The sequence below is a fragment of the Trichormus sp. NMC-1 genome, from assembly GCF_001858025.1.
Classification (GTDB): domain Bacteria; phylum Cyanobacteriota; class Cyanobacteriia; order Cyanobacteriales; family Nostocaceae; genus Anabaena.
Window position 1 is genome coordinate 50,926 of the sequence record NZ_LZQD01000003.1, and the last position, 26,028, is coordinate 76,953.

At 38.8% G+C, this 26,028-nt stretch carries 26 protein-coding genes and 1 pseudogene; 20 read left to right on the top strand and 7 right to left on the bottom strand.

The annotated features are described in order from the left end of the window. Positions 1–70 precede the first annotated feature (70 nt). From A9Y75_RS11595 to A9Y75_RS29560, 4 genes are all read left to right on the top strand, one after another. Positions 71–319, top strand: a complete 249-nt coding sequence (locus tag A9Y75_RS11595; RefSeq protein WP_016952413.1) for a Ycf34 family protein — start codon at positions 71–73, stop codon at positions 317–319. A 184-nt stretch (positions 320–503) separates the two neighbouring features. Further along, positions 504–1,163, top strand: coding sequence for a tRNA (adenosine(37)-N6)-threonylcarbamoyltransferase complex dimerization subunit type 1 TsaB (gene tsaB / locus A9Y75_RS11600; RefSeq protein ID WP_071189728.1), 660 nt, complete (start codon positions 504–506; stop codon positions 1,161–1,163). Positions 1,164–1,245: 82 nt separating this feature from the next. After that, positions 1,246–1,812, top strand: coding sequence for a hypothetical protein (locus A9Y75_RS11605; RefSeq protein WP_071189729.1), 567 nt, complete (start codon positions 1,246–1,248; stop codon positions 1,810–1,812). A 166-nt stretch (positions 1,813–1,978) separates the two neighbouring features. Further along, positions 1,979–2,269, top strand: a complete 291-nt coding sequence (locus tag A9Y75_RS29560; RefSeq protein ID WP_083389567.1) for a response regulator — start codon at positions 1,979–1,981, stop codon at positions 2,267–2,269. On the opposite strand, the gene A9Y75_RS11610 is transcribed toward A9Y75_RS29560, so the two are convergent. Further along, positions 2,192–2,722, bottom strand: a complete 531-nt coding sequence (locus tag A9Y75_RS11610; protein ID WP_071189730.1) for a universal stress protein — start codon at positions 2,720–2,722, stop codon at positions 2,192–2,194. The genes A9Y75_RS29560 and A9Y75_RS11610 overlap by 78 nt on opposite strands. A 512-nt stretch (positions 2,723–3,234) precedes the next feature. On the opposite strand from A9Y75_RS11610, the gene A9Y75_RS11615 reads away from it, so the two are divergent. From A9Y75_RS11615 to A9Y75_RS11625, 3 genes are read left to right on the top strand one after another with little or no spacing between them, the layout of a single operon-like run. Then, positions 3,235–7,098, top strand: a complete 3,864-nt coding sequence (locus A9Y75_RS11615; protein WP_071189731.1) for a response regulator — start codon at positions 3,235–3,237, stop codon at positions 7,096–7,098. A gap of 22 nt (positions 7,099–7,120) precedes the next feature. Next, the gene (locus tag A9Y75_RS11620) at positions 7,121–7,507 is read left to right on the top strand and encodes a response regulator (protein ID WP_071189732.1); all 387 of its coding nucleotides are present in this window, start codon (positions 7,121–7,123) and stop codon (positions 7,505–7,507) included. A 5-nt stretch (positions 7,508–7,512) separates the two neighbouring features. After that, positions 7,513–8,010: a DUF1622 domain-containing protein gene (locus tag A9Y75_RS11625; RefSeq protein ID WP_071189733.1), complete on the top strand. Its 498-nt coding sequence runs from the start codon at positions 7,513–7,515 to the stop codon at positions 8,008–8,010. Between the two features lie 160 nt (positions 8,011–8,170). On the opposite strand, the gene A9Y75_RS11630 is transcribed toward A9Y75_RS11625, so the two are convergent. From A9Y75_RS11630 to A9Y75_RS11640, 3 genes are all read right to left on the bottom strand, one after another. After that, positions 8,171–9,082, bottom strand: coding sequence for a DUF4435 domain-containing protein (locus A9Y75_RS11630; protein ID WP_071189734.1), 912 nt, complete (start codon positions 9,080–9,082; stop codon positions 8,171–8,173). A gap of 2 nt (positions 9,083–9,084) precedes the next feature. Then, positions 9,085–10,143, bottom strand: a complete 1,059-nt coding sequence (locus tag A9Y75_RS11635) for an ATP-binding protein (protein WP_071189735.1) — start codon at positions 10,141–10,143, stop codon at positions 9,085–9,087. 158 nt (positions 10,144–10,301) lie between these two features. After that, positions 10,302–10,979, bottom strand: coding sequence for a phosphoribosyltransferase (locus A9Y75_RS11640; RefSeq protein WP_071189736.1), 678 nt, complete (start codon positions 10,977–10,979; stop codon positions 10,302–10,304). A 426-nt stretch (positions 10,980–11,405) separates the two neighbouring features. Between A9Y75_RS11640 and A9Y75_RS11645 the strand changes: the two genes are divergently transcribed. The 4 genes and pseudogenes from A9Y75_RS11645 to A9Y75_RS11655 all read left to right on the top strand — a co-directional run bounded on the left by A9Y75_RS11645 (position 11,406) and on the right by A9Y75_RS11655 (position 13,949). Continuing rightward, on the top strand, positions 11,406–11,933 hold the full coding sequence (locus A9Y75_RS11645; RefSeq protein WP_071189737.1) for a universal stress protein: 528 nt from the start codon (positions 11,406–11,408) through the stop codon (positions 11,931–11,933). Positions 11,934–12,100: 167 nt separating this feature from the next. After that, entirely contained in the window at positions 12,101–12,787 is a 687-nt protein-coding gene (locus A9Y75_RS11650; protein ID WP_071189738.1) for an NYN domain-containing protein, read from the top strand. Positions 12,788–12,984: 197 nt separating this feature from the next. After that, positions 12,985–13,122: pseudogene (locus tag A9Y75_RS26415) on the top strand (DNA-binding response regulator); the annotation flags it as partial. 497 nt (positions 13,123–13,619) lie between these two features. Continuing rightward, a complete protein-coding gene (locus A9Y75_RS11655) occupies positions 13,620–13,949 on the top strand; it encodes a hypothetical protein (protein WP_071189739.1) in 330 nt (109 codons plus the stop codon). Positions 13,950–14,749: 800 nt separating this feature from the next. Here A9Y75_RS11655 and A9Y75_RS11660 read toward each other — a convergent pair. Then, positions 14,750–16,015: an HhoA/HhoB/HtrA family serine endopeptidase gene (locus tag A9Y75_RS11660; RefSeq protein ID WP_071189740.1), complete on the bottom strand. Its 1,266-nt coding sequence runs from the start codon at positions 16,013–16,015 to the stop codon at positions 14,750–14,752. A gap of 243 nt (positions 16,016–16,258) precedes the next feature. On the opposite strand from A9Y75_RS11660, the gene A9Y75_RS11665 reads away from it, so the two are divergent. The 5 genes from A9Y75_RS11665 (at position 16,259) to A9Y75_RS11685 (ending at position 20,743) form a co-directional block, all read left to right on the top strand. Beyond that, positions 16,259–16,852 carry a TetR/AcrR family transcriptional regulator gene (locus tag A9Y75_RS11665; protein WP_071189741.1) on the top strand — a complete coding sequence of 198 codons (594 nt, stop codon included), beginning with the start codon at positions 16,259–16,261 and terminating at the stop codon, positions 16,850–16,852. Between the two features lie 48 nt (positions 16,853–16,900). Next, positions 16,901–18,190: an ABC exporter membrane fusion protein gene (locus A9Y75_RS11670; protein ID WP_071189742.1), complete on the top strand. Its 1,290-nt coding sequence runs from the start codon at positions 16,901–16,903 to the stop codon at positions 18,188–18,190. 96 nt (positions 18,191–18,286) lie between these two features. Beyond that, positions 18,287–18,610 (top strand): DUF2834 domain-containing protein, encoded by a 324-nt coding sequence (locus A9Y75_RS11675; RefSeq protein ID WP_071189743.1) that lies wholly within the window; start codon positions 18,287–18,289, stop codon positions 18,608–18,610. 26 nt (positions 18,611–18,636) lie between these two features. Beyond that, complete coding sequence (devC, locus tag A9Y75_RS11680) at positions 18,637–19,818, top strand: ABC transporter permease DevC (RefSeq protein ID WP_083389568.1); 1,182 nt, start codon at positions 18,637–18,639, stop codon at positions 19,816–19,818. A gap of 187 nt (positions 19,819–20,005) precedes the next feature. Continuing rightward, a complete protein-coding gene (locus A9Y75_RS11685) occupies positions 20,006–20,743 on the top strand; it encodes a DevA family ABC transporter ATP-binding protein (protein WP_071190121.1) in 738 nt (245 codons plus the stop codon). A 7-nt stretch (positions 20,744–20,750) separates the two neighbouring features. Here A9Y75_RS11685 and A9Y75_RS11690 read toward each other — a convergent pair whose 3' ends face one another. After that, positions 20,751–21,188 carry a helix-turn-helix transcriptional regulator gene (locus tag A9Y75_RS11690; RefSeq protein ID WP_071190122.1) on the bottom strand — a complete coding sequence of 146 codons (438 nt, stop codon included), beginning with the start codon at positions 21,186–21,188 and terminating at the stop codon, positions 20,751–20,753. A gap of 385 nt (positions 21,189–21,573) precedes the next feature. On the opposite strand from A9Y75_RS11690, the gene A9Y75_RS11695 reads away from it, so the two are divergent. The 3 genes from A9Y75_RS11695 to A9Y75_RS11705 all read left to right on the top strand — a co-directional run bounded on the left by A9Y75_RS11695 (position 21,574) and on the right by A9Y75_RS11705 (position 23,289). Further along, positions 21,574–22,209, top strand: a complete 636-nt coding sequence (locus A9Y75_RS11695) for a MotA/TolQ/ExbB proton channel family protein (RefSeq protein WP_071189744.1) — start codon at positions 21,574–21,576, stop codon at positions 22,207–22,209. Positions 22,210–22,327: 118 nt separating this feature from the next. Next, entirely contained in the window at positions 22,328–22,534 is a 207-nt protein-coding gene (locus A9Y75_RS11700) for a glycogen debranching protein (RefSeq protein ID WP_071189745.1), read from the top strand. Positions 22,535–22,728: 194 nt separating this feature from the next. After that, positions 22,729–23,289 (top strand): methylmalonic aciduria and homocystinuria type D protein, encoded by a 561-nt coding sequence (locus tag A9Y75_RS11705; protein ID WP_071189746.1) that lies wholly within the window; start codon positions 22,729–22,731, stop codon positions 23,287–23,289. A gap of 73 nt (positions 23,290–23,362) precedes the next feature. On the opposite strand, the gene A9Y75_RS11710 is transcribed toward A9Y75_RS11705, so the two are convergent. Further along, complete coding sequence (locus A9Y75_RS11710) at positions 23,363–24,427, bottom strand: potassium channel protein (RefSeq protein WP_071189747.1); 1,065 nt, start codon at positions 24,425–24,427, stop codon at positions 23,363–23,365. A 163-nt stretch (positions 24,428–24,590) separates the two neighbouring features. Between A9Y75_RS11710 and A9Y75_RS11715 the strand changes: the two genes are divergently transcribed. Beyond that, the gene (locus A9Y75_RS11715) at positions 24,591–25,874 is read left to right on the top strand and encodes an aspartate aminotransferase family protein (RefSeq protein ID WP_071189748.1); all 1,284 of its coding nucleotides are present in this window, start codon (positions 24,591–24,593) and stop codon (positions 25,872–25,874) included. Positions 25,875–26,028: the final 154 nt, after the last annotated feature.

Consider the following 26,028-nt stretch of genomic DNA (forward strand, 5'->3'; position numbering starts at 1 on the left):
CTACTAACTCATGCTGAATAGTTTGGCTTAAGCTACATTAACTATAAAGGTTTCTGGAGTTGGTTCTATTATGTGTATTTGCGTAAATTGCCACTATGTAGACCGTTGTGTAACCTACAACGCAGTAGAAGCACAGCACCAACAGCCTCATTTGACTGAAACCCCCGATTTTGACCCAAATGAACCGTCCATTAATGTCAATATTCGCACAAAAGACGAAATAATTGAAATGGAATGGGATGTGGTCGGTTGTCTCAGCTTTAAGAAAGAAATGGGTAAGTGGGCTAAATTACGTCCCGGTGAATTAGTCCCGACTTAAGTTTTAGATTTGAGTAGGGGCGTATTGCAATACGCCCTTGAATTTAGACTCTATACCTCATTTATCTGCAATCTGCTGTATTTTAAGTTTCTTTATATATTTTATGTATCTAAAACTGATACAATTATAAATTGTTAATTTCGCCAAAGTTAACTTTTTCATATTCTCAAAATCTATATTTACTTTGACAACTCAATTAGAACATCTCCCAACCACAAAATACGCTTTAGCACTGCACACCACTACACCAGAACTAGGTTTAGTAATTAGTAATTTTGCAGATGATACCCGCGCCCATGTTTGGAATTTAGGACGTGATTTATCAAGTTTAATCCATCAATATATAATTGATTTAATTGCACCCCAAAATTGGGTAGACTTAGCTTTTATTGCCGTTGCTAAAGGTCCCGGTGGTTTTACAGGCAGTCGGATTGGTGTAGTCACAGCCCGGACTTTAGGACAACAATTAGAAATTCCCGTATTTGCTATTTCCACTTTAGCCGCTTTTGCTTGGCAGGAAAACAGCAAAAACCCAAAACCACAACCAATTATTGCCGTAGAAATGCCAGCACAACGAGGGCAAGTGTTTGGTGCTATTTATCAAATAGCCGCTGATAATTCTGGCATCATCGTATTATTAACAGATACAGTATTTACACCAGAAACATGGCAGGAAACTTTAGCGAATTGGCATACAGAATATCAACTAATTAAAGCCACAACTGGATTAGCGGCAACTGTGACGAGTATTTTAGAATTAGCTTATTTAGATTGGCAACAAGGTAAACGTCCTGATTGGTCAGAGGCTTTACCATATTATGGACAGCATCCTGTAGATATTTGATCAACAAAAGTAAGCTACAATAAACAATAAAAACCATGACTTTTTCAAGAAATCGTCCATCTGAAAATTTTTACAAAAAACTATGACACAGGCAGAAATTGCAGCTACATTAATCGAGTTATTTGGTGCAGAAGTCTTGCAAACTATAGCACCTGGTTCTTGGCAAATTGAAACTTCTGCTTTTCGGTTATTGGCACTAGTTTCAGAAGATAATAGTTGGCTGCGGGTATTGTTGCCAATTATGCCTCTACAAGAAGCCGAACCATTTTTAACACAGTTCCTTGAAGCCAACTTTGATGATACTCAAGAAACACGCTACGCGGTTTATGATGGGGTAGTGTGGGGAGTATTTCAGCACAATAGCGGAACTTTAACTAGTGCAGACTTTGCTAGTGCGATCGCTCGACTTAAATCTTTATATGAAACTGGTCTCAATGATGTCTTCAATCAACTGATAGAAACTCGCATCCGGCAAATTGTTCAAGCTGCAAAACAACAAGGACAATCTCTACAAGCAACAATGCAAAATTTAGATCGTTTTTATGCAGAAGGATTATTAGGAGAAATAGACCAAAATGCAGCAGTAAGAGAACAAGTTTTAACCGCTTGGAGAAATCGGTTAGAAAAACTTTGGGATGAGCAATATTAGTTGGAGATATGTAAGAATTCAGGAGTCAGGAGTCAGGAGACGCTTCGCAGACCTTTGGTTCAGAATGCTTATGAAATGAAGAATACAGAGAAGTAAGATTTTATCAAAATCATCAAAGTTGACTAAAAAAGCCTTTATTCTCCTGAACCGCAGGTCTGCGTAGCGTATGCTGATTCTAGATGTAGAAATGCCCTATACAAACGGGATTGAACTTTGCCAAAGAGTACGCAGCAATTCCCAATGGAGTGAGTTACCCATCCTCTTTTTCACCGTCCATAACGACGCAGAAATGGTGAATCAGGTGTTTAGCGCGGGTGCTGATGACTTTGTGGAGATAATTAGGATTTTATTCCCAAATTACCAACTACCAATTATCATTTTAGCTGATAACGCTTGTCGTTTCTGGTTTTACTTCTGTTGGTTTGATACTGCCAGGAAAATGTATAATATGCACTGAACAAGGAGCATGGTGTAAAACATAATTACTCACGCTACCTAGTACTAGTTCCGTCAGTCCAGAACGACCCCGCCGCCCCATTATAATCAGGTCAGCATTCCACGCTGTAGCTAATTGACAAATCATGCGACCAGGATTGCCAGTATTTTGAGTAAATTCCGCATTTATTCCCGCAGTGTTTGCTTGGGCGCATAAAGACTGTAACATCTGCAAACTTTCATTTTTGAAGGTTTCCCAGTGTTGTTGATATAATTTAAAACTTTGCTCATTCCAGCCCGGATAATAGTCAATGTTGGGAGCTATCATCAAATCAGGGCTACCCTCTTCTTCTGGAGATAGGACGTGCAGTAGCATTAACTTAGCCGATGTTAGCTTTGCTAATGCTAAGGATTGCTCAAAAACAGACTGTCCCATTTCTGAGCGATCTAATGCAGCTATAATCTTGTTGAACATAGATGCCTCCATTACTGCTTACTTAATTTGTTTATAAGTCAAAAATTTGAGGAACTTGTGAGGATGGATTTTTCTCCTCAGTAGAAAGGTACAAATTCAAGATCACGATCTCATTTTAGGGAACACAAAAAAAATAAATTACCCAAAACCAAAACCAAAACAAAAATTGTAGGGTGCGTCAGCGCAGCGTAACCCACCATTATTGCTTCAGTTTATAGTGGGTTACGGCCTACTATCCTCACCCACCCTAAAAATTAGAGAATTTTTTATTTGGAAGTCCCTTAAGCTGGATATAAATGGATTATCGACATTATTTATAATATTTCTCAAAAGTAAGCGTATTAATCTATATCTTTAGCTTGATATATTTTTAGAAAAATTAACTTAAATTAATACTTAAGATATACTCTTAAACTTATTTAAGTTCTTACCAATTAATCATAATTTATTCTAAAATAAAACTTTGCCTTATATCCAACTTTTAAAAGTATTACATCAGGAAAGCATTTAAGATGAAGATTTTAATTGTGGAAGATGATGAGTTAAATGCCTATGCACTCACAGCAGTTCTCAATAACCAAAATTATGCCGTTGAACTGGCGACAGATGGTGATGCGGCTTGGGATTTAATTACAGCTTACGATTATGATTTAATTCTTTTAGATGTAATTCTGCCCAAGCTAGATGGTATTAGTCTGTGTCGGAAAATTAGGTCTAGTGGTCGGACAGTACCAATTTTATTATTAACCGGATGCGATCGCTCTCACGAAAAAGCCATCGGTTTAGATGCAGGTGCAGATGACTATGTAGTTAAACCTTTTGACCAAGAAGAATTAGTAGCACGTGTACGGGCATTATTACGCCGAGGGAGTATAACCTCACAGCCTGTACTAGAGTGGGGCAATTTAAGACTAGATCCTAGTAGCTGTGAAGTCACTTATAGCCAAAATTTACTTTCACTCACTCCTAAAGAATATGCCCTATTGGAATTATTTTTGCGAAATCATCGTCGGGTATTTAGCTGTGGCATGATTTTGGAGCATCTTTGGTCTTATGAAGACACACCAGGAGAAGAAGCCGTTCGCACCCATATCAAAGGACTGCGAATGAAGTTGAGAAGCGTAGGCGCTAATAGTGATTTAATAGAAACAGTATATGGAATCGGCTATCGCCTGAAAGCACTTGAACAAGAAAAGTTGCAAGAAACAGAAGAAGAAGATGCTGATTTGAAATCCCAGCGAACTTTGACAGCCATTGCAGATATTTGGCAGCGTTTTCGAGGACGAGTTGATCAACAAGTGAGCATCATAGAACAAGCTACACAGTCAGCTTTAAACCCAGAATTGCGTTCACAAGCTGCCCAAGAAGCACACACCTTAGCAGGTTCTTTAGGAACTTTCGGTTTACCCTTCGGTTCACAGTTAGCCAGAAAAATTGAGAAGTTACTCAAATCTAGTAAAAACTTAAATGTAACTGATACGACCAACCTACAAAATTTGGTTAAGCTACTGCGTCATGAAATCCAAACTAAAAATCAGCAAAACCTATCACCACCAGCAGCTAACAGCAATAAAAAGTCCTTAGTTGTGGCAGAAGAATTAGCCCCAGAAGCAGCTAAAGCCAATATCTTGGTTGTAGACGATGACCCGCAAATTTTAGCATTATTACAAACCTTACTTACTCCTTGGGGTCTGCGGGTGATTCCTCTGAGTGACCCCCGTCAGTGCTGGGAAACTCTAGAAACTGAAAAGCCAGATATGCTGATTCTAGATGTAGAAATGCCCTATACAAACGGGATTGAACTTTGCCAAAGAGTACGCAGCAATTCCCAATGGAGTGAGTTACCCATCCTCTTTTTCACCGTCCATAACGACGCAGAAATGGTGAATCAGGTGTTTAGCGCGGGTGCTGATGACTTTGTGAGCAAACCCATCATTGGACCAGAACTAGTAACTAGAATTCTCAACCGTTTAGAACGGGTAAAATTGCTGCGGCGCATGGCTCAAACTCACAGCACTGCACTACAGCAGAGTCAAGAAAATTACGAACAGTTAGTAGAACTTTGTCCAGAAGCAATTTTTATTGAAAGTGAAGATAATTTAGTCTTTTTCAATAGTGCCGCAGTAAAGCTATTTGGTGCAACAAAACCGACAGAATTATTAGGCAAATCATTACTTGACTTTGTACATCCAAATTCGCAAGTTGAGATGGGTGAACACCTCAAACATCTGAGAAAAATTAAAGAATCAATTCCCTTACATGAAAAACAGTTCTTACGGTTTGATGGAAACGTAATTGATTTAAAACTTGTTGCAGCTACTGTTAGTTATCAGGGCAAACCGGCATTACAATTTTTAGCTCGTGACATTACTCAACGCAAGCAGGCAGAGTTAGCTCTCCACAAAGCTAATAATGAACTGGAATTAAGAGTGGCAGAGCGCACAGCGGAGTTAATGGCTGTAAATCATCATTTACGCTCAGAACTAGAGGAGAAACTTCGTACACAGGAAGCTTTACGGATTTCCCAAACTCGTTTTGAAGGAATTTTGGGTATTGCTGATGATGCGATTATTTCTATTGATGGTAATCAGGAAATTACTTTATTTAACCAAGGTGCAGAAAAGATTTTTGGTTATTTGTCTCCAGAGGTTATAGGCAAAAAGCTGGATTTACTATTACCAATGCGCTTTGCTGAACAACATCGACATCATGTGGTGGACTTTGGTAAATCTCCCAATCCTGCCCGCAGAATGGGCGAAAGACGCGAACTATTTGGTCGTCACAAAGATGGAACTGAGTTTCCGGCGGAGGCTTCTATCTCTAAAATAGATGTTGATCAGGAATGTGTTTATACAGTTATTTTGCGTGATATAACTGAGCGCAAGCAAGTAGAACGAATGAAAGATGAGTTTGTGTCTGTGGTGAGTCATGAACTTCGTACTCCCCTGACTTCAATTCACGGTTCTTTAGGAATGTTAGCTAGTGGAATGCTACCGACAGACTCAGCGCAGGGTAAACGCTTGCTACAAATTGCTACTGATAGTACTGAGCGCTTGGTGAGGCTAATTAACGATATCCTCGACATTGAGCGAATTGAGTCGGGTAAGGTGAAGATGGAGCAAGAAACCTGCAATCTGGAGGAGTTAATTGCTTCAGCGGTGAATATTATGCAGCCTCTAGCGGCTAAAGCTGAGGTGAGTTTATCCATTTCCAGCTTATCTGTTCAACTCTGGGCTGATCCAGATCGCATTGTCCAAACTTTGACGAATTTGTTGAGTAATGCGATTAAATTTTCTCCTGCTGGTGCTACGGTTTGGTTAATAGCGCAACAACAAGAAGATCAAGTACTGTTAACAATTAAGGATCAGGGCAGGGGAATACCCAGTGACAAACTGGACAGTATTTTTGAGCGCTTTCAACAGGTTGATTCTTCTGATTCCCGTAACCATGAAGGGACTGGTTTAGGTTTGGCAATTTGCAAAAGTATTGTGCAGCAACATGGTGGTAGGATCTGGGTGGAAAGTGTCTTAAATGAAGGTAGTAGTTTTTATGTGACGCTGCCGATTGTAGTCACTCCCAACAGTGGAGACTGGGAACAGTCTACTACCTCAGCAGCAATGATGATCAATAAACATGATCCTCTCGTCTTGGTTTGTGATGACGATGCTGTAATTCGCACAGAGTTAGAAACTTTGTTGGCACAAGGAGGATATCGGGTGATTACCGCTGCTACAGGTGAGGATGCTATCGCTCTAGCAGTTGTCGAACATCCTGATGTGATTTTACTAGATTTGCTGATGCCAGGGATGAATGGTTGGGAAACAATGGCAGTATTGAAAGAACGCTCAGATACTCACGATATACCGATTGTGATTTGTAGTGTTTACAAACCTAATAAAAGTAATCCCAACGCCGATTTTGTGGATTGGTTAAGTAAGCCAGTAGAAGAAATATCTCTGTTACATTCCTTGAGACAAGTAGTAGCTGAACCTTCCAAAAAAGTCAGAATTTTAATTGTTGAGGATGATAAAGATCTGGCAGATTTGTTAGCAACTTTATTTGAGAGACATGATATTGAAACTTTCTTCGCTAAAACTGGTAGAGAAGCTATTCATCTCAGCCAAAAAGTTAAGCCTGATTTACTAATTCTGGATTTAATTTTGCCGGAAATAGATGGATTTACAGTAGTAGATTGGCTCAAGCAGCACAATCAACTTTGTCAGATTCCCGTTGTTGTTTATTCAGCTAAGGATTTGGATGAGTCTGAACGTCATAGACTTAAATTAGGACATACAGAATTTTTGACTAAAGGACGAGTTACAACTCATGAATTTGAACAACGAGTGATGTATTTGTTGCAAAGAATGACAGAATAATTCGTAATTCGTAATTAATAAAATGACAACAAAGAGAATTTTAGTAGTTGATAATGAGCTATACATTCAAGAAGTAGCGAAGATTTGTTTGGAAACAGTCGCAGCTTGGGAAGTGGTAACTGCAAGTTCTGGGAAAGAGGGAATCATACAAGCCGAAGTTTACCAACCAGATGCCATTTTACTAGATGTGATGATGCCCGATATGGATGGACTTACAGCTTTTGAAAATTTACAAGCAAATCCAGCCACAAAGGAGATTCCAGTGATTTTGTTAACTGCAAAAATCCAAGCTGCTGATCGTCGTCGCTATGCTCAATTGGGAATCAAGAGTGCGATCGCTAAACCGTTTAATCCGCTAGAATTAGCAGGGCAGGTAGCAGCAGCTTTGGGCTGGAGTTTGGAGAAGTAGAAGAAATGAAACGAGAGCCTGTCAGCCCTGCTTCAGTGAATATTATCCTACCTCTGGCATTGATTCTCGGTTTGGTTCTGTTGTTAAGCCTCAATGCTGAACCTAGTCACACAGAAGCAATATCAAGTAGTCCGTTGGAGTCATGGCTGAAGCTGATTGTCGGCTATTTAGCAGCAGGTACAGAAATAGCCGCCGCAGTAGTGATTGGTAGTGCGGTGATTCAGGGTATTTTTGCTTATATCCGCCAGTTATTTTCCCGTTCTCGACAGAGTTTTAATGCCACTGAATCAATTCGCCTCAAATTGGGACGGGTATTAGTTTTAGGATTAGAATTTACTGTAGCTAGTGACATACTCAGAACAGCAGTTGCGCCCACTCGTCAGGATATTTTAAACTTGGGAGCAATAGTACTTTTAAGAACTCTACTCAATTATTTTTTAGAAGCTGAAATTAAACAAGCGGAGCAAAGTCGTTTACAACAGAGCGAATTTGATGATAAATGACTCTAATGATCAGAGACAGATAGATTGATCAAAACAATGCGATGCCCCTTCAAGCTAAACTGTTTAATCCTCCAGAATTAGCTGGTCAAGTAGCAGCCACTTTAGGTTGGAGTTTGGAGAAGTAGGAGGAGATTCTCTAGGTAAATTTGATCATTTATGTCTATAGTTGCTCTATCTCGTTTCGTAATTGCATTATGTCCGAGTGTAATTCAATAAAATTTGGAAGATGAGGATATGAATTAATACCAGGTGGAGGAAGTACCGTTTTAAAAAAATTCTTTAAAGAAATGTACTGAGGTTGCTGTATCTGCATCTCTTTTTGAATATCTTTACCATGAAACCAAATTAGATACTGCTTCTCTGTCCAAAATTCCTCTTGACTAAACTGTTGCTGATATTCAGCAAGACTTGTTTCAAATTTTTCGGTTGTGACAGTTCCAACGGCATTTTGAAATTCATCAATTAAACCTAAAGCTTCATTTTTACAATCTTCCAAAGCTAAAGAAGAAGGGAGTTTACCACTATTCCCTGTCCATGTTGTTGCCAATTGCTTTCGGCTTGCCGGTAACTGCGATAAATCACCCAATGCCCATCTTACAGTTTGGTAATGTTGTAAACTCCTAGCTGCATTTTCAATCCATTGTGAAATAGTATCAATTCCCGGTGAATTTCCATGCTCAAATTTTAGATTTGGATTCTCCTGCGTTTGAGCATATCTTGCTTGCCAATAGGCATGAATTAAGTTAGCATCCAGCAGATAGTTTTCAATACAAGCACGATGAGTGAGAAAAGTGCGTTTTCCTAGTGTTAACAATTTAATGTTATCAGTAGGTTTAACGTCAAAATCACGATCACGAAAAATAATGTATTGTTGGTTATTGGCTTCATTATTTGAGAAATAGCCTTTAGCAAATGGCGGAAGATCAAATTTGCTATCGACACTAAATTTCCCACCGACGGGAACAATCGTAATTTTATCTAATAGGTTATCAATTACTTTATTGATTAGTGAAGAGTCTAAACTATCTTTTGTACCTTCACAAAAAATAACTTTGCTATTAACAACACTCACAATTACACCTCTAACCGGATGATATATTCTTCTGGCACTAATTGTGCTACATAATCAGAGTGCGTTGTAATAATAAACTGATTATTTTTCCCTAACTTAGGTAAAGCTCTAAGTAATGCCTGTTGCATTGGTGGGTGTAAGTGTAACTCAATTTCATCAATCAAGATAACAGAATTATGGATAGTCCAATTAGCAAAATCCATTAGTATTGGAAATACAGCACGCTCACCTCCAGACATCTCAGAAATTTCATACTGTTTTTTTCCGTCGTATAGATAAAACCAAGGTTGACTCAAAATATCGTCTACATTCTCTCGTGGAATTGGTCCTTCAAAACTACGCTCTGGAAATACAGTTTTGTAAGCTCGTTCAATTTCAGCATAAATATCCTTTTGTCCTGGACGTAGCTGTCTAATTTTACCTTTTTCAACATCTTCATGAAATTGCCGCCACTGAGAAAAGCGAGCGCGTAAAATATCTTCATTAATTTCCACTTGGCTATCAGGATCTTCAGTGGTTAAGCTTGTCGCAGTTCTTTGTTCTGTATACCAAAAGACTGAAGCGACTCTTTCAAACACCTGAAACCCTTCAGAACGGCGCAGTTGTTTAGCATATTCTCTGCCTTTAAATTGAAACAATTCAGCAGCAGTGTTTGCTTGAACACGCTCATTTTGCCATCTTAGGGTGACAGCATAGTTATTACCAGGAGGAGCTAAATCGCGCCCCATGTCTTGTAATTTCTGGTGAAAATCTGCTACAGCTTGGAGTTCTGAAGCAGAAAACTGTATGTTTACATTTACCTCTGGCTGAAATCGTCCCCAGTTATTGGCTAGTAATTCATAGTTAAATCCTGGCCATTCTAAATCAGAGAGTTTCTTTAACCGACCGGTAGCAGTGCCTAACGTAGCTGCAATAGCTTGTAAAAGACTGGTTTTTCCAGCCCCATTCATGCCGATAATAACAATTAAATCCCGTGCTAATCCAGTTTCTGGATCAGTAAAATCAAATTCCTGACTCCGAAATTTCTTAAAATACTTTAGCTCAACACTTTGAACTTTCATGATTCAGTCTCATTGGCAATAAAAACAGCTAATATCATTTTAGATTTCAAATTTTAGCTTGTGAAAACTAAACTAATATCAGTTTTGAGATGATTAAATTATATGTATCTTATCAGATAGAATAAAACATAATCGTCAAACTTTACCGCCCTAATTCCCTAATTCCCCCTTTGCGGAGCGTCTCCTAGAGAAGAGGCTGACTGCTTTGCTAAAAGTTCGCGTACTTCATCATCAGTGGTTTGGGAAAAATCTTCATACCAAATACCAATTGCTGACAAGTCCGCTGGAATTTGTAAACAAACTATTTCGTCTACTTCCAAGCGTAACTCTTCGTAAGTGCTTGGCGGTGCAACTGGGACTGCAACAACAATTTTTGCAGGTTGCTGTTGTTTGATAATGGCAATGGCAGCACGTATGCTAGAGCCAGTAGCAATACCATCATCTATCAAAATAACTGTTTTATTTTTGACGTTTATAGGTGGAATATTACCCCGATAAGTGCGATCGCGCCGCTGTAATTCTTGCAATTCTTCAGCAGCAACTGCCCTAATTCTTTCCCAGTCTATTCCCAAACTATTAATAACATCGTAATTCAGTACCTTAATTCCCCCAGAGGCTAAAGCACCCATCGCCAATTCTTCATGTCCGGGTACACCCAGTTTTCTGACTATACACACATCTAAAGGCGCATTTAAGGCTTTGGCTACTTCAAACGCCACCGGCACACCTCCACGAGCTAAACCTAAAACCAACAAGTCTTTGCTGTTAGCATATTTTATTAGATGTGATGCTAAAATCTGTCCTGCTTCAGTGCGGTTACGGAATCTTTTGATCATTGTTCTCATCTCCTGTGATCCATTCCTGAAAATGAACAATGCTGGCAGATTTTGGGTGATGATTCGCACAAAATATTTAGGCGATAAATGCGTAAATATTCAGAATCCAGTGTTCAGAAATCAGAAATCAGAGTTAAGAAGGCTATTAGAGTCAGTGTGAACTTTGAATTTTGCAGATTTTCCCAAACACTCGACTCTACTTATATGATAGATCTTACACAATATCTATATATAGCCGTGGACAGGGTGGTTAGGACATCAATTGATAATGAAACTCCCACTACAAGAGGGTTTTACTCCTGACTCCTGACTCCTGACTCCTGCTATAGCTGTGAAACTGAGGCAAGATTTGACTAAAATGGCAAATATAGGTCAAGCTTTGCTATTTACAAATCAGTACAAGTATAAATTAAGGACTATTAAATTATGTTTCACAGAATTTTAGTTGCCCTAGACAAATCAGAAACTAGCGAGTACATCTTTGAGCAAGCCTTATTTATGGCCAAAGCCGGTGGTGCAGCGATGATGTTGCTTCATGTTCTCTCACCTTTAGAAGATCCTTACCTCAATCCTATATTTTTGCAACCAGAAACTATTTATCCCTCTTTGCAAACTGACGCTATCAATAGATATATGCAAGCTTGGGATGAATTGAAGCAACAGAGACTTATTTGGATGCAATCTCTCACTCAAACCGCAATTAATGCCGGAGTCAAAACTGAGTTTACCCAAAGTTTAGGTAGTGCCGGTCGTCTCATTTGTGAATTAGCCAGCAGTTGGCAAGCTGATTTAATTATTCTCGGCCGTCGGGGTCATAGTGGTATGACTGAGCTTTTCTTAGGAAGTGTCAGCAATTACGTGCTGCATCATGCGCCTTGCTCTGTTATGACTATACAAGGCTTAATTCCCAGCATTCTCACAAATCCAGCCACCACGGAACCAGCATCTACCTAAAATTGTGACAATTTTTTCACTGCGTTAAGTTTATTTGCAACTAGTGTCTGAAGAGAATTTCCTGCTACGTTTACTACTACTGTGATTAAGTTATTAAGTTACCACAGACTATACTAGTATTAGCAATTTATCAAATATCATTCTCAATTTAACATCTAGAGGTATCAATGAGTTTTACTAATCTTAGCAAAAAAACAAACGAATATAAAGAACTTAAGGAAAAACCTCATTGGCAAGGGCCTCCACCGATGAAACCTGGTGTCAAAGGTCGAGAAATCAAAGCACAAGAGACGGTTATTGACAGCACTAATAGTGATGATCTCAATCGTGGTCGAGTGGCGATTTTTATTGATGGCTTAAACCTATTTCATGCCGCTTTGCAACTTGGCATTGAAATTGACTATGTTAAATTGCTTTGTCGTTTAACAAAAAGTTCTCGGTTGCTGCGTGCTTTCTTTTATACAGGAATCGATAGCAGCAAAGAAAAGCAACAGGGGTTTCTGTTGTGGATGCGCCGTAATGGTTATCGTGTAGTCACTAAAGACATAGTTGCAGTGGCAGAGAATTGCAAAAAACCCAATTTGAATGTAGAAATTGCTGTCGATATGATTACTTTAGCCCCGTACTATGATACTGCTGTCTTAGTCAGTGGGGATGGAGATTTAGCCTACGCTGTCAGTACTGTTAGCAGCTTGGGATCTAGGGTAGAAGTCATCGGTTTACAAACAATGACTAGCGATAGCTTGATTGATGTAGCTGATTGCTTTACCGATTTCGACAGTATTAAACAACACATTCAAAAAGATTCTCATATCGGCTATAGTTACCGATCTTCGTCCAATGCTCAACTGTAAATTACTATCTCAAATATGGGTTCAGCCAATACTGAATTACTGCTGAAGTGAAATATAGCAGGTGACTCTTAACAGGTGACAGTCTGAAAAGTCTTTTGGTGTCTAGGTTTTATAATCAATTGGTGTCCTCACCACCCTGTCTGTTGCTATAACAAACCAGGAAATTAATCTGTATATTTTGCTCACCCCTGATCAAGATGAATATTTTAATAGTTGAATATGAGCCAGAAATTGCTCATTTAATCCAACTTACTGTAGAAAAAGAAGGATTTTTCTGTCGTATGAGCCGCGACGGGATAAGTGCTTTACAAATGTTTGCAGAGCAACCATCAGATTGAATCATCCTTGATTTAACAACAAGGGAAAGTCCCCACCTTCAATGTACTCATAGGGTGGGGATGAAAACATCTTGGTATGAGTCTGGGATTGATTTCAAAACTCATATTTAACAATTGAAAAAAAGTAATTTCCCCTCTATTTGGTCTTTTAAAACTACTAAGTCATACTAAATCGATTTACTAGGTAGCAAATGTTTCATTTTATTTGCAACTTTTTTTAGATGTGTGCTATACCAGGGTGGGAAAAGCTAATTAACATTTCAAGTATAATTGCTATCCTACTCATTTGAATTTCAAATCCAGTGGAACTACTGATTAAGGAGTTTTTAGTGTTAGATTAACATTAATTTTATGGGGGAATGTATAGTTAGCATCAAAGTTATTAAATGTGAAAGCATCTTTGCCAACAGATACATTTCGTTTACACCAAATATACTAATACCTTTAATACAGACCTTGTTGCTAGATTTTACATAATTGAAGGAGTGCCAAAAGTGAATCAGATCCAATTGTCTTTAGTAATTAGTTACCTGCTAATGACTTGCTATTTCTTTACTAATTGGTTAAAGTTTTCCTTGCGTCAACCGACATCTTCTCCAGAAGATAAATTTTTATCTTTTGTGATGTTTTTGATAACTACTATTTTCTGGCCTCTAATTATTCCCATTTCTTGCTCAAAAATTCTGAAAAATGGCAAACTGGAATTTAGTAATGTAATTCCCGTTCTTTTAACAATGTTTGCTTTTAGTATTTCCTACTATCTCAGTTCTTTTCATGGGCATTGGTTTTGCTATTATGATTTATTATGCCCTTATTCTTCCTAATTCGGTTAATTTAAACTATCGTCATCTAGTACTTTAGACATAAGTAGGTTAACAGAAAAATTTAAAGGTATGTGAAGAAAAGTAAAATCGCCCAAAGCTCTCTTCCTGTTCCCTGTTAAGAGTTCCCTGTTAAGAGTTCCCTGTTAAGAGTTCCCTGTTAAGAGTTCCCTGTTAAGAGTTCCCTGTTAAGAGTTCCCTGTTAAGAGTTCCCTGTTAAGAGTTCCCTGTTAAGAGTTCCCTGTTAAGAGTTCCCTGTTAAGAGTTCCCTGTTAAGAGTTCCCTGTTAAGAGTTCCCTGTTAAGAGTTCCCTGTTAAGAGTTCCCTGTTAAGAGTTCCCTGTTAAGAGTTCCCTGTTAAGAGTTCCCTGTTAAGAGTTCCCTGTTAAGAGTTCCCTGTTAAGAGTTCCCTGTTAAGAGTTCCCTGTTAAGAGTTCCCTGTTAAGAGTTCCCTTGCCCCAACGACAATTTTTAACGCCCACCTACTTAGAGTGCTTTTGTGCTTTTATCAATTATATGGAAATAAATTTAAGGAGATTAAATCTAGAGATAATTTGAATTTGATAATTGCTCTTTAAGTGCAATGTTAAAAAAGGATAGGTAATTCCAATTTGTGTATATTAGTTTTCTCAAAGATTTGTGGAATAACCTCTGAGTGAGAAGGTTGAATTCCAAATATCACATCCCAAATAGGGATAATATCATGTCCGCTAATCACTTATCAAAAAAAATCTCCGCGTAAGAGCGTCAGTTTAAATGATAAGTATTCAAACAGACATGATATAAATTACCTACTCCATAAAATTACTGAACTCGTGTGGGGAATGCGCCTGGTTTAACAGCAATATTCAAACTCTGGCCATTGCGACGCAACTCTAGCTGCAAATTTCCGCCAATTTGGCTTTTATCTACTGCCTTTTGCACACCAGCAGCATCTGTTACTAATTGACCATTGAGTTTTTGAATGACATCACCAGCACGTATTCCGGCTTTAGCAGCGGGTGAATCAAGCATCACTTTTACGACTAACACGCCTTTATCTTCATTCACATTTAACCCACTGTTGGGGTCTGAATTGATGCTTTGCTTTACTTCAGGTGTTAAACCTAGCATCTGAATTCCCAGATAAGGATGTTGTGCTTTACCTGTAGCTATGAGTTGATTAGAAATACGTTGTGCTGTTTTGATAGGAATGGAAAATCCTAAGCCTTGCGCTCCTTGAATTATAGCTGTATTCATGCCTATCACTTCACCACGAGCATTGAGCAAAGGCCCACCAGAGTTACCAGGGTTAATTGCGGCATCAGTTTGAATAAATTCCACTCGCTTATCGGGAACACCAACTTGATTACTAGAGCGTCCGGTGGCGCTAACAATGCCTGTAGTGACACTATTATCTAAACCAAGGGGATTACCAATTGCGATCGCCCATTGTCCCGGTTGCAGTTGGTCAGAATTACCTATAGTCACTGTTGGCAAATTATCTGCTTGAATCTTTACAACTGCAACATCTGTTAATTCATCTTTCCCCACGACTTTACCTTTAAAGTTGCGCCCATCTTTAAGGGTGACAGTCACTGTATCAGCACCATCAACTACATGAGCATTGGTGAGAATGCGACCATCCGCACTGAGAATAAAACCTGAACCGGTACCCCTTTCTACACGCCTGCCTCCCTGTGCTGGCAGTTGTGAGCCAAAAAAGCGACGGAACAATGGATCATTAAATTCCTCAGGTAGCCGACTTTGGACAGTACGGGAAGAATTAATTCGCACTACCGCAGGTCCTACTTTCTGCACAACTTGAGTAATAAAATTAGGATCTGTAGTTCCTGATATCGGAGGTGCAGCATTAACTGGACTTACGGCTAGGTTAGATGCTGTTTTAGTTACATCATGCTGGTGACCAGCTAGATAACCACCGCCTAGGGTCATACCTGATCCCAGCAGCACCAAAGATAGAGAAGCCGCTGCTTTTTTCCAGGGTGTATCATGATGGCTTGTGGTGTTAGCAGTGTTTGAGGAAACGCTGTTGGATAGGTTATCTCTGTCTTGTGGCTGGTTTTGCATTTGCTGTCTGGAAGGATATTGAAGGTTATTACTAATGTAGATATTGTTTTTGAAGATCTTGTTGCAGACTTGTAGAGAAGTTGTGACAATAGAGACATAACCTCCTGGCAAATCAGTATTAACAATTATAAGTTATCAATCTCATGACTGGGTTTAGGCGCTTAAGTTCCGCATCTATTGACAAACTTGTAAATAAGGTTTAAGTTAATAAATAACGAGCGTTTGATATAGATAAACCGAGTTATGCCGAAAATTGTTGATCATGAACAATACCGCAAAGAATTACTCGGTGCGTGTTTCGATTTATTTGCCGAAAAAGGTTATGGTTCCATCACCATGCGGCAAATTGCTGAGAAATTAAAGGTTTCTACAGGTACGCTGTATCATTACTTCCCCAACAAACAAGCTTTGTTTGAGCAATTGGTGGAAGAGATCAGTCAGCAAGATGTAATTACAGGTTTGACCGAGTTTGGAGGAAAGAATAACTTATCTGAATTGATGCAAGTCTTGGGTCAATACCTCGTTAAAAATGAGGAATATTTAATTAAGTGGACTTATGTCTGGATTGATTTTTGTCAACATCAAGACTCAAAAACAATGCTAAATAATAGTATTGTTTTTAAACACGCTAATCAACGATATCAGCAAGTAGTCTGTGATGTATTAGGTATTCAAGATGTGGTGTTAGCATCCTTTGTTTTGAGTTTTATCAATGGTGTAATTTTAGAAAAATTATGGGGTAATGAAAATATAAACTTCCTAGAACAATGTGAGATTTTAGGCGTAATGTTAACGGCATATTTACAGGAAAAGCCAAAAGTTAAAATAAATAATTAAGCACCGAGAATAACAGATAAAATTATCAGTTTATTTGGGTAGAATTGGATGACTCAAAAGATAGTATTTAAATCAGGAAATCAAGGGTTAATTTCTTTAGTTATAGCTGCTACTGCTATTACAGCCGGAATTGCTACTTATGGGATTTCTAATTTTGGACAAGTTGGGAAACAGCCTGTATCGGAATTAGGAGAAACTGCTTTTATTTCCCAACAAGTGACGGCTTTGGGAAGATTGGAACCAGAAACGGAAGTCATTAGCTTATCTGCACCTTTAGATTTGGATGGCGATCGCGTGGCACAAGTGTTAGTTAAAGAAGGGGAAAGAGTAAAAGCGAAACAAGTAGTTGCAGTTTTAGATTCACGCGCTAAGTTACAAAATGCTGTTCTCCAAGCGGAGAAACAAGTTAGAGTTTCCCAAGCTAAACTTGAGCAAATCAAAGCTGGAGCAAAATCAGGAGATATTCAAGCACAAGAAGCGAGTATTGAACGGATCAAAGCCCAATCTCAAGGAGACAAAAAACAGCAACAAGAAAATATTGCTCGCATAGAAGCACAATGGCAAGGTGATAGAATTGCACAAGAAGCAACTATTAATAAATTAGCCGCAGAATTTAACAACGCCGAAGTAGAATCTCAACGTTATCAACAGTTATATTCTGAAGGTGCGATTTCTAATTCTGTGATTGATAGCAAACGCTTAAATGTAGAAACTGCTAAACAACAATTAGGTGAAGCTAAAGCAGTTCTTAACCGAATTAACGCCACTGCTAAAAAGCAACTATCAGAAGCTAGAGTTGCACTAAACAGAATTAATACTACTGGAAATAAACAAGTTACCGAAGCTAAAGCCACACTCAACAGTATTGCCGAAGTTCGTCCCGTAGATGTGAAATTAGCACAAACAGAAGTCGAAAGTGCGATAGCTATCCTCAAACGCGCCCAAATTGACCTAGAAGGGGCTTATATTCGCGCCCCAATGACAGGACAAATTCTGAAAATTCATACCCGTGTCGGTGAAAAAATTAACAACTCTGGTATTGCAGACTTCGCACAAACAGACCAAATGTTGGCAATTGCAGAAGTTTATAAAACTGATATTAACAAAATCAAACTCGGACAAAAAGCAGTAGTTACGAGTCAAGCATTTACAGGTGAACTGCGGGGAACAGTTGCACAAATTGGCTTACAAGTTAATCGCCAAAATGTTTTTAGTAATCAGCCAGGGGAAAATTTAGATGGCCGGGTGGTTGAAGTAAAAATTCGCCTCAACCCGGAAGATAGTAAACAAGTTGGAGGTTTAACTAACTTGCAAGTACAAACAGCAATTAAATTGTAAAGATTGTTTGCTGTTAAACATAACGAATGTTCGTTATCAATTATAATCAATTAGTTGAAATTGCAACCTAAAAACTACTTCGTGGTGAATTAAATCATGCTTACACCTATATACATATCGCTTGCTATTCTCGGCTTAGTTCTTCCATATTCTCAGTTTATTCCCTTTATATTAGAGCATGGATTTGATATAAAACTGTTTTTTGAACAACTTTTTGCTAACAAAATATCTGGTTTTTTTGGATTTGATGTAATTGTTTCTTCCCTCGTATTTTGGGTATTAATATTTAGTGAAGGAACAAGGCTAAAAATGCAAAATTTGTGGATTTACATTGTTTGTAATCTTACGGTTGGTGTTTCCTTTGGTCTGCCCTTATTTTTGTTGATGCGACAACGACAGATAGAACAAAAGACTGATTAACTTAGTTATTAAGAGGCGGTGAAAAAATGTTATTTCAACTATTTCGTAAAACGCCTCTAGCTTGGCGACAGTTAATGAAGGGAAAAACGCGGCTGGCTATTGCAGTCGCTGGGATTACTTTTGCAGATATGCTGATGTTTATTCAGATGGGTTTTGAAAGTGCGTTATTTGATTCAGCGATTCAACCCCATCGGAATTTACAAGCAGATTTAGTTTTAATTAACCCCCAATTTGAAACTCTATTCTCAGTTAAAAGCTTTTCTAGAGAAAAACTTTATCAAGCATTAAGTTATGATGGTGTTAAGTCTGTAAGTTCGATTTATATTAGTACCGGACAATGGCGAAATCCACAAACACGAATTGATCGAGCTATCTTAATTTGGGGTGTAGATCCAGTTCAACCTGGATTGAGATTTCCTGAAGTCCAAAAAAATAAAGATGATCTCAAGCAACTGCATCAAGTTATGTTTGATCAAGCCAGTCGTCCTGAATATGGTGCTGTGGGTGAGATCTTTAAAAACACAGGTAATTTTCAAACAGAACTAAATAGTAAATTTGTTAGTGTCAAAGGTTTATTTAGTAATGGTGCTTCCTTTGCAGCTGATGGTAATGTTATCACTAGTGATTCCACCTTTTTACAATTATTTCCTACCCGCAAAGCTGATCAAATTGAAGTTGGGTTAATTACTCTCAAACCAGGTGCTGATATTGAAAAAGTCAAAGCACAACTGAGAACAGGATTAAATCCAGATCAAAAAAATCCTTTTGTTCAAGTTGATACTCCTGAAGGATTTGCTCAAAAAGAAAAAAGTTACTGGGCTAATGGGACTGGAATTGGTTTTATTTTCGGCTTGGGTGTAGGAGTTGGGTTTATTGTCGGTATTGTAATAGTTTATCAAATTCTTTATTCTGATGTTTCTGATCACTTACCAGAATACGCCACTCTCAAAGCAATGGGTTACAGCGATAATTATTTTTTGGTAGTTTTGTTGCAAGAGGCATTATTTTTAGCAGTTTTGGGTTATTTACCTGCATTTTTTCTATCTTTCGGGCTGTATCAACTCACTTATTCTGCTACATTGCTGCCGATTTTCATGAAAACAGATCGAGCGATTAATGTTTTTATTTTAACGGTGATTATGTGTAGTGTTTCTGGGGCAATTGCTATTAGAAAATTACGTTCTGCTGACCCTGCGGATGTTTTTTAGGCTTTATACAGCACTTCCCGATGTTATGAGGTACAAGAACCCCACCCCCAACCCCCTCCCCGCAAGCGATGAGGGGGCTAAGATTTACCTCATAAGAGCGGAAACCGCTGTAAGCCCACCCTATACCCCGCTGTTGCGGGGGAGTAAAAAAGCAATCTTGACTAATTTTAATACCAAGAAAAATCCTATGTTGCAAGTGTATGCTCAATCTAATATTGCTTCTGAAACAGTCATTGCTGTTTCTAACCTCAATTATTATTTTGGTGATGGAGGGCTGCGTAAACAAGCCTTATTTGATATTAATTTGGAGATTAAAGCTGGCGAAATTGTGATTATGACGGGGCCTTCCGGTTCGGGAAAAACTACCCTGTTGTCACTGTTGGGGGGCTTGCGTTCTGCCCAAGAAGGGAGTTTGCAAATTTTAGGACAAGAAATGTGCAGTGCGAGTAAGCGACAGTTAACTAAATTGCGTCGTCAAATTGGTTATATTTTCCAAGCGCATAACCTGATGACTTTTTTAACCGCCAAAGAAAATGTACGGATGTCTTTAGAGTTGCATGAAGATTATTTGCAAGGAGATATGAACGCCAAAGCTACAGCTATGTTGGAAACTGTTGGTTTGGGAAATCGTGTCGATTACTATCCAGAGAGTTTATCAGGGGGACAAAAGCAACGAGTTGCCATTGCCCGCGCTTTAGTTAGTCATCCTCAAATAGTATTAGCTGATGAACCCACAGCAGCACTTGATAAAAAATCTGGACGCGACGTGGTGGAATTAATGCAAAAATTAGCTAAAGAACAAAATTGTACCATTTTGCTAGTCACCCACGATAACCGAATTCTCGATATAGCTGATCGCATCGTTTACATGGAAGATGGACAATTGAAAAGTGATGGAGTAGATATTGGGATAAAAGTAAATTAATCCTCCTTTATTTAAAGATAATTTCCTCCCGAATTTCCAGGTTAAGAGTTTTTTGAATTTTCAAAAGTTTTGTCAAACTAGCACTAGCATATCCATTTGCTTCATCACGCTGTAACTGTTGAGGTTTAACTCCTAAAAGTTTGGCAAAACTCTCTTGAGTGTGTCCACGAATAATCCGCGCTTTAATTAGTGCTTCTGGTAATTTTTCTAAATTATCATATTGCAATCGCTCAATTTTACCTTGATTATTTTTGAGATTTTCGTACTCTTTTATGTCTTCAGTAAACTCCTCAATTTGGCTTTGTAGAGATTCTAAATAAGCTTCATGGCATATTTGGTCATTTTCATCTTCTGGAACTGGTTTACTGATCATTTGAGCTATTGCTAACTCAAATTTTTTCATTTCTGCCTTAGTAATATTGTACTGCCATTCATTTAAAATCATAGTGTTTAACCTATAAATCATTTGTTTATTTGTGGCATTACCTAACGATTAGAATTAATTAGGTAATGCCAATTTATTCCTTTATTGCTGATTTTGAATGTTGAATAATCAACCGCAGCAAAAAATATTTAGCCTCCTATTCTTACAGATTAACTGCTACTATACCTTTAATATTGCCATTACGGTCTTGCTGAAAAAATTCTAAACAAGTGGTAAATGGATCTTCAAAAGTGTTGTTAGGAATCGAAAACTCGCAGCCATTAACCCAGCAATACAGACAGGATTGTAAAATAACGCACTCCAACTCCCAGACATCCCCTACTGATACTTGTTTCTGAGCAGCAATCTGTTAATCTAGCTGTGTGCAGGATTAATAAAATAGTCAATGGAAATTAGTAATCTGTTTAAAGCCGGTGGGGTAGTCATGTGGCCACTGCTGTTTTTTTCCGTCTTAGCGATCGCCCTCATTATCGAACGGATTACCTTTTGGGCAAAAATTAGTAATCGCCAAAACCTTATTGTCCAAAGCGTTCTCAAACTTTATCGTCAAGGTGATGTGGTTAGCTCTTTAACAGCACTTCACAACAACACCGATTTACCAATCGCTCGGATTTTTTTAGCAGCCTTAGAATTAGAAGAACCCAACCCCGAAGAATTCCGTTTAGCTTTAGAAAGTGAAGCACAAGCGGAAATCCCTTTGTTAAAAAGGTTTCAAAACATTTTTGATACAATCATTGGTCTTGCTCCCCTGTTGGGACTTCTCGGCACAGTTTTGGGGTTAATTGCTTCTTTTGCTTCTTTAAATATTGGCGATGTCGGCGGTACAAAAACCTCTGGTGTCACTTCTGGGATTAGTGAAGCCTTGGTATCCACAGCTTCAGGTTTAGTTGTTGCTATCATTACTCTTTTCTTTGCCAATACCTTTCGGGGACTTTATCTGCGGCAGATTGCTTGGATTCAAGAATATGGCGGACAGTTAGAATTGCTTTACCGTCGTCGCTATGAAAGAGGGGATAAATAACGCTCTGACGCTATGATGCGGAGATTTTTTTGATTAGCAATTAGCCAGACTTGATATTAGATAGTATTCTGAAATTATCAATAACTGTTTTGGCCGCCTGATTTTGAGGAGATAATCTATGACTATTTGGGTAAATGAGCAAATTGATCCATCGGGCATGATTTATGCCTGCATTGCCTGTTGTAATGAGTCTCAGGCTCAAGATTGTCATGAGTCCTTTAAGAAAAATTTAACTGAGAAGCAAAAATCTGATGGTTGGGTGGCACAATTACGGTTAGTTGATTCTTGGGATCTAGTCCCAGTCAATGCTTTAAAACTCAATTAATCTTTTTTCACACACTTGTCAGCACTGCATTTACCAAATCGAAGGATTTTGGATTTTTAAAATTCATGATGAGAAATACACAAGATTTACACAACATTTTTGAGAAACTTTATATATCATGAAAATTTGCTGATTTTTCGGAACTTTTCAGAGTTATGATCAAAAAATAACAAACTTGCAAAAACCGAATAAATGTGGTGAACTATTCCAGCGTTTTTACTTCGGAGCAAGGCTGTCCCATTAATTTAGTTGGCAAAACGGGACGAGCGGTGCAAATTTCCATTCATAATCCCAGTCAATATATCTGTGCCAACTGCGAACAGATATTACCAGATTGGAAACAGCAGCAGTTTTTATGGGTTGTGGTTGTCTTGCAGCAATCACGATATCCATTGGTGGAAAAAACAGCCCAAGTAGAGACAGAGAAAGAACGGTTGCGAGAAAAGTTTATGCGGTTTGGTTGCGATTTGTCTTTTAATTTGCGCGATCGCGGTTTTTTAACAGATCTAATCGACCCCCGGACAGGCTATCCTTTACTTTCCCATCCTGGTGCAGTTCCCCACGACGACACAGCTGTAGCTACAGCTTTACTCAATTATCCAGTTATCCAAAATAAATGTCGTGTGCTAGTTCATCCTCAATGGGGTACTGCTGTTTATCCTAGCGTTTTGCTTTCCGAAGCTCCCCCAGAAATGATTGAATTGGTAACGAAAGCGATCGCACCTCTACATGGGTGGACAGAGTTACCACAATAGTATATGGCAATTAATCTTTGGCTTTTTACCTAGATTTTGAGTATAAGTTTGCAGCCATATTTCCGATTACAAATCAACTGTTTTTCGGTCGTCGTAGTTGTTGAGAATTAATTGGTCCGAGAATTTGGTTTAAACTTCGCAATTGTTCAGCAGTACCCATACAAATCAGAGTATCTCCTGACATTAAAACTGTATCTCCAGTTGGTCCACCGATCAGATTACCATCAGTACGCCGAATAGCCAGAACTAATGCTCCAGATTGCGATCGCAATTTAGCTTTATGTAAACTTTGACCCACAAAAGGACACCTAGAAGAATCAAGTAGAAATTCTTCCATATATAACTGGCGGTCTGCACCAGTCAGAATCCCATCCACAAAGTCCAAAACTTGCGGTCTGAGGGCTGCTGCTGCCATCCGCTTACCCCCCGTAATATAAGGGGAAATCACAGCATCTGCACCGCCTCGTTGTAGCTTCTGCAAAGCTTCTTCTGTACTTGCTCGTGCGATCGCGCGAATTTCTGGATTCAGAGTTTTTGCGGATAAAACTATATATAAATTTTCCGCATCCGAAGGCAAAGCCGCCACAATACAAGTTGCCTTTTCAATGCCAACCTTCAACAGCGTATCATCTAAAGTCGCATCACCTTGATATCCCGTGTAACCCTCCATCTGCGCCTTTCGTACAGATTCAACCTCCGCATCAATCACGACAAAAGTCACCCCTTCAGCCCGAAATTCCTTAGCTATCTGCCGCCCAGTTCGGCTAAATCCACAAATGATATAATGACCTGACAAGGATTCCATTAAGCGCCTTTGTTGTCGTAGTCTAATTCCTTCTTGAAAATAGCCTTCAATGACTGCTGCTGTAAATCTATTGACTATGTAACCGATATTGATTACACCCATCAAAATCAGGGCAATTGTAAACAATCTTCCCCGACTACCTAGTGGGTTGGTTTCTCCATAACCTACAGTAGCTAAGGTAATCACGGTCATATAAGCTGCATCTTCCCATGACCAACCCTCCACTAGCCAGTACCATAAAGTACCAATTAGAAACACAAAACCCAGAGCAAACGCCCCAGCCATTAACTCTTTTTGAATCAGTTTATATTTTTGCTCAAGGGTAGAGTACACAGGCAATTAAAAATGAAAAATGAAAAATCAAAAATTCAAAATTCAAAATTACAAAACTTCTACTTCTGTCTATTTCACTCCTAGAATAAAAATAAATTTGGAAAGATTGCCGTAAAACTGGTAAATAGAGTATTAATATAAAAGATTTTCAGGAGGAGCGGTAGTGAGTTTCCAAACTCTAGTTGAACAAGCCACGATCCCCCCAGAGTCAGGTTTTATGCCATCTACACCATTTGATGCTGATAGTTTCAATGCATCTGTCATGTCCACCTATGGACGGTTTCCCCTGGCTTTAGAAAGGGGTGCAGGCTGCCGTGTCTGGGATACCCAGGGCAAGGAATATCTGGATTTTGTAGCCGGAATAGCCACTTGTACTCTAGGACACGCCCACCCAGCGATGGTAGAAGCAGTAACACGCCAAATCCAAAAGCTGCATCATGTCTCTAACTTGTACTATATTCCCGAACAGGGTGAATTAGCCAAATGGATTGTTGATCATTCCTGTGCAGATCGGGTATTTTTCTGTAACTCTGGTGCTGAAGCCAACGAAGCAGCAATTAAACTAGCGCGGAAATACGCCCATACAGTCCTAGAGATTGCCCACCCCATAATTTTAACTGCCCATGCCAGTTTCCACGGTCGGACTTTAGCCACCGTTACCGCCACAGGCCAACCTAAGTATCAAAAGTATTTTGATCCTTTAGTTCCTGGTTTCCACTATATAAATTACAACGACATTAGAGCAGTGGAAGCCGCTGTTACTGAGTTAGATGAAGGTAATTATCGCGTCGGAGCGATTTTAATTGAACCTTTGCAAGGTGAAGGTGGTGTTCGTCCTGGAGATGTGGCATATTTTAAACGGCTGCGGCAGATTTGTGATGAAACTGGCATTTTGTTAATGTTTGACGAAGTGCAAGTGGGAATGGGACGCAGTGGCAAGTTATGGGGTTATGAACATCTGGGCGTAGAGCCGGATATCTTCACCAGTGCCAAGGGACTGGGTGGTGGTATTCCTATTGGTGCAATGATGAGTAAGAAATTCTGCGATATTTTCCAACCAGGAGAACACGCTAGTACATTTGGTGGTAATCCTTTTGTCTGTGGTGTGGCGCTCAGTGTTTGTGAAACTTTGGAAAAAGAAAATATTTTGCAGAATGTTGAGGAACAAGGCGCACATTTGCGAGAAGGTTTAAGAGCGATCTCTCTCAAATATCCTCACCATATCTCAGAAGTGCGCGGTTGGGGTTTAATCAACGGTTTGGAACTCAAAGCTGATATTCCCTTAACTGCTGCTGATATCGTCAAAGCTGCTATGGATGAGGGTTTATTATTAGTACCTGCTGGTCCAAAAGTCGTTCGGTTTGTACCGCCTCTCATTGTTACAGAAGCAGAAATCAATCAAGCATTAAAAGCTGTAGAAAAGGCATTAGCTACTGTCACAGCTTAGGTAATTCGTAATTCGTAATTCGTAATTCGTAATTCGTAATTCGTAATTTAAGAATTATCAATTACGAATTATTTTATCTAAAAATCAGTATGGGTTTAGCATTGATAAATCCATACAAATGTAAATGTATAGATTTTCCCAGTCATGTTTTTAC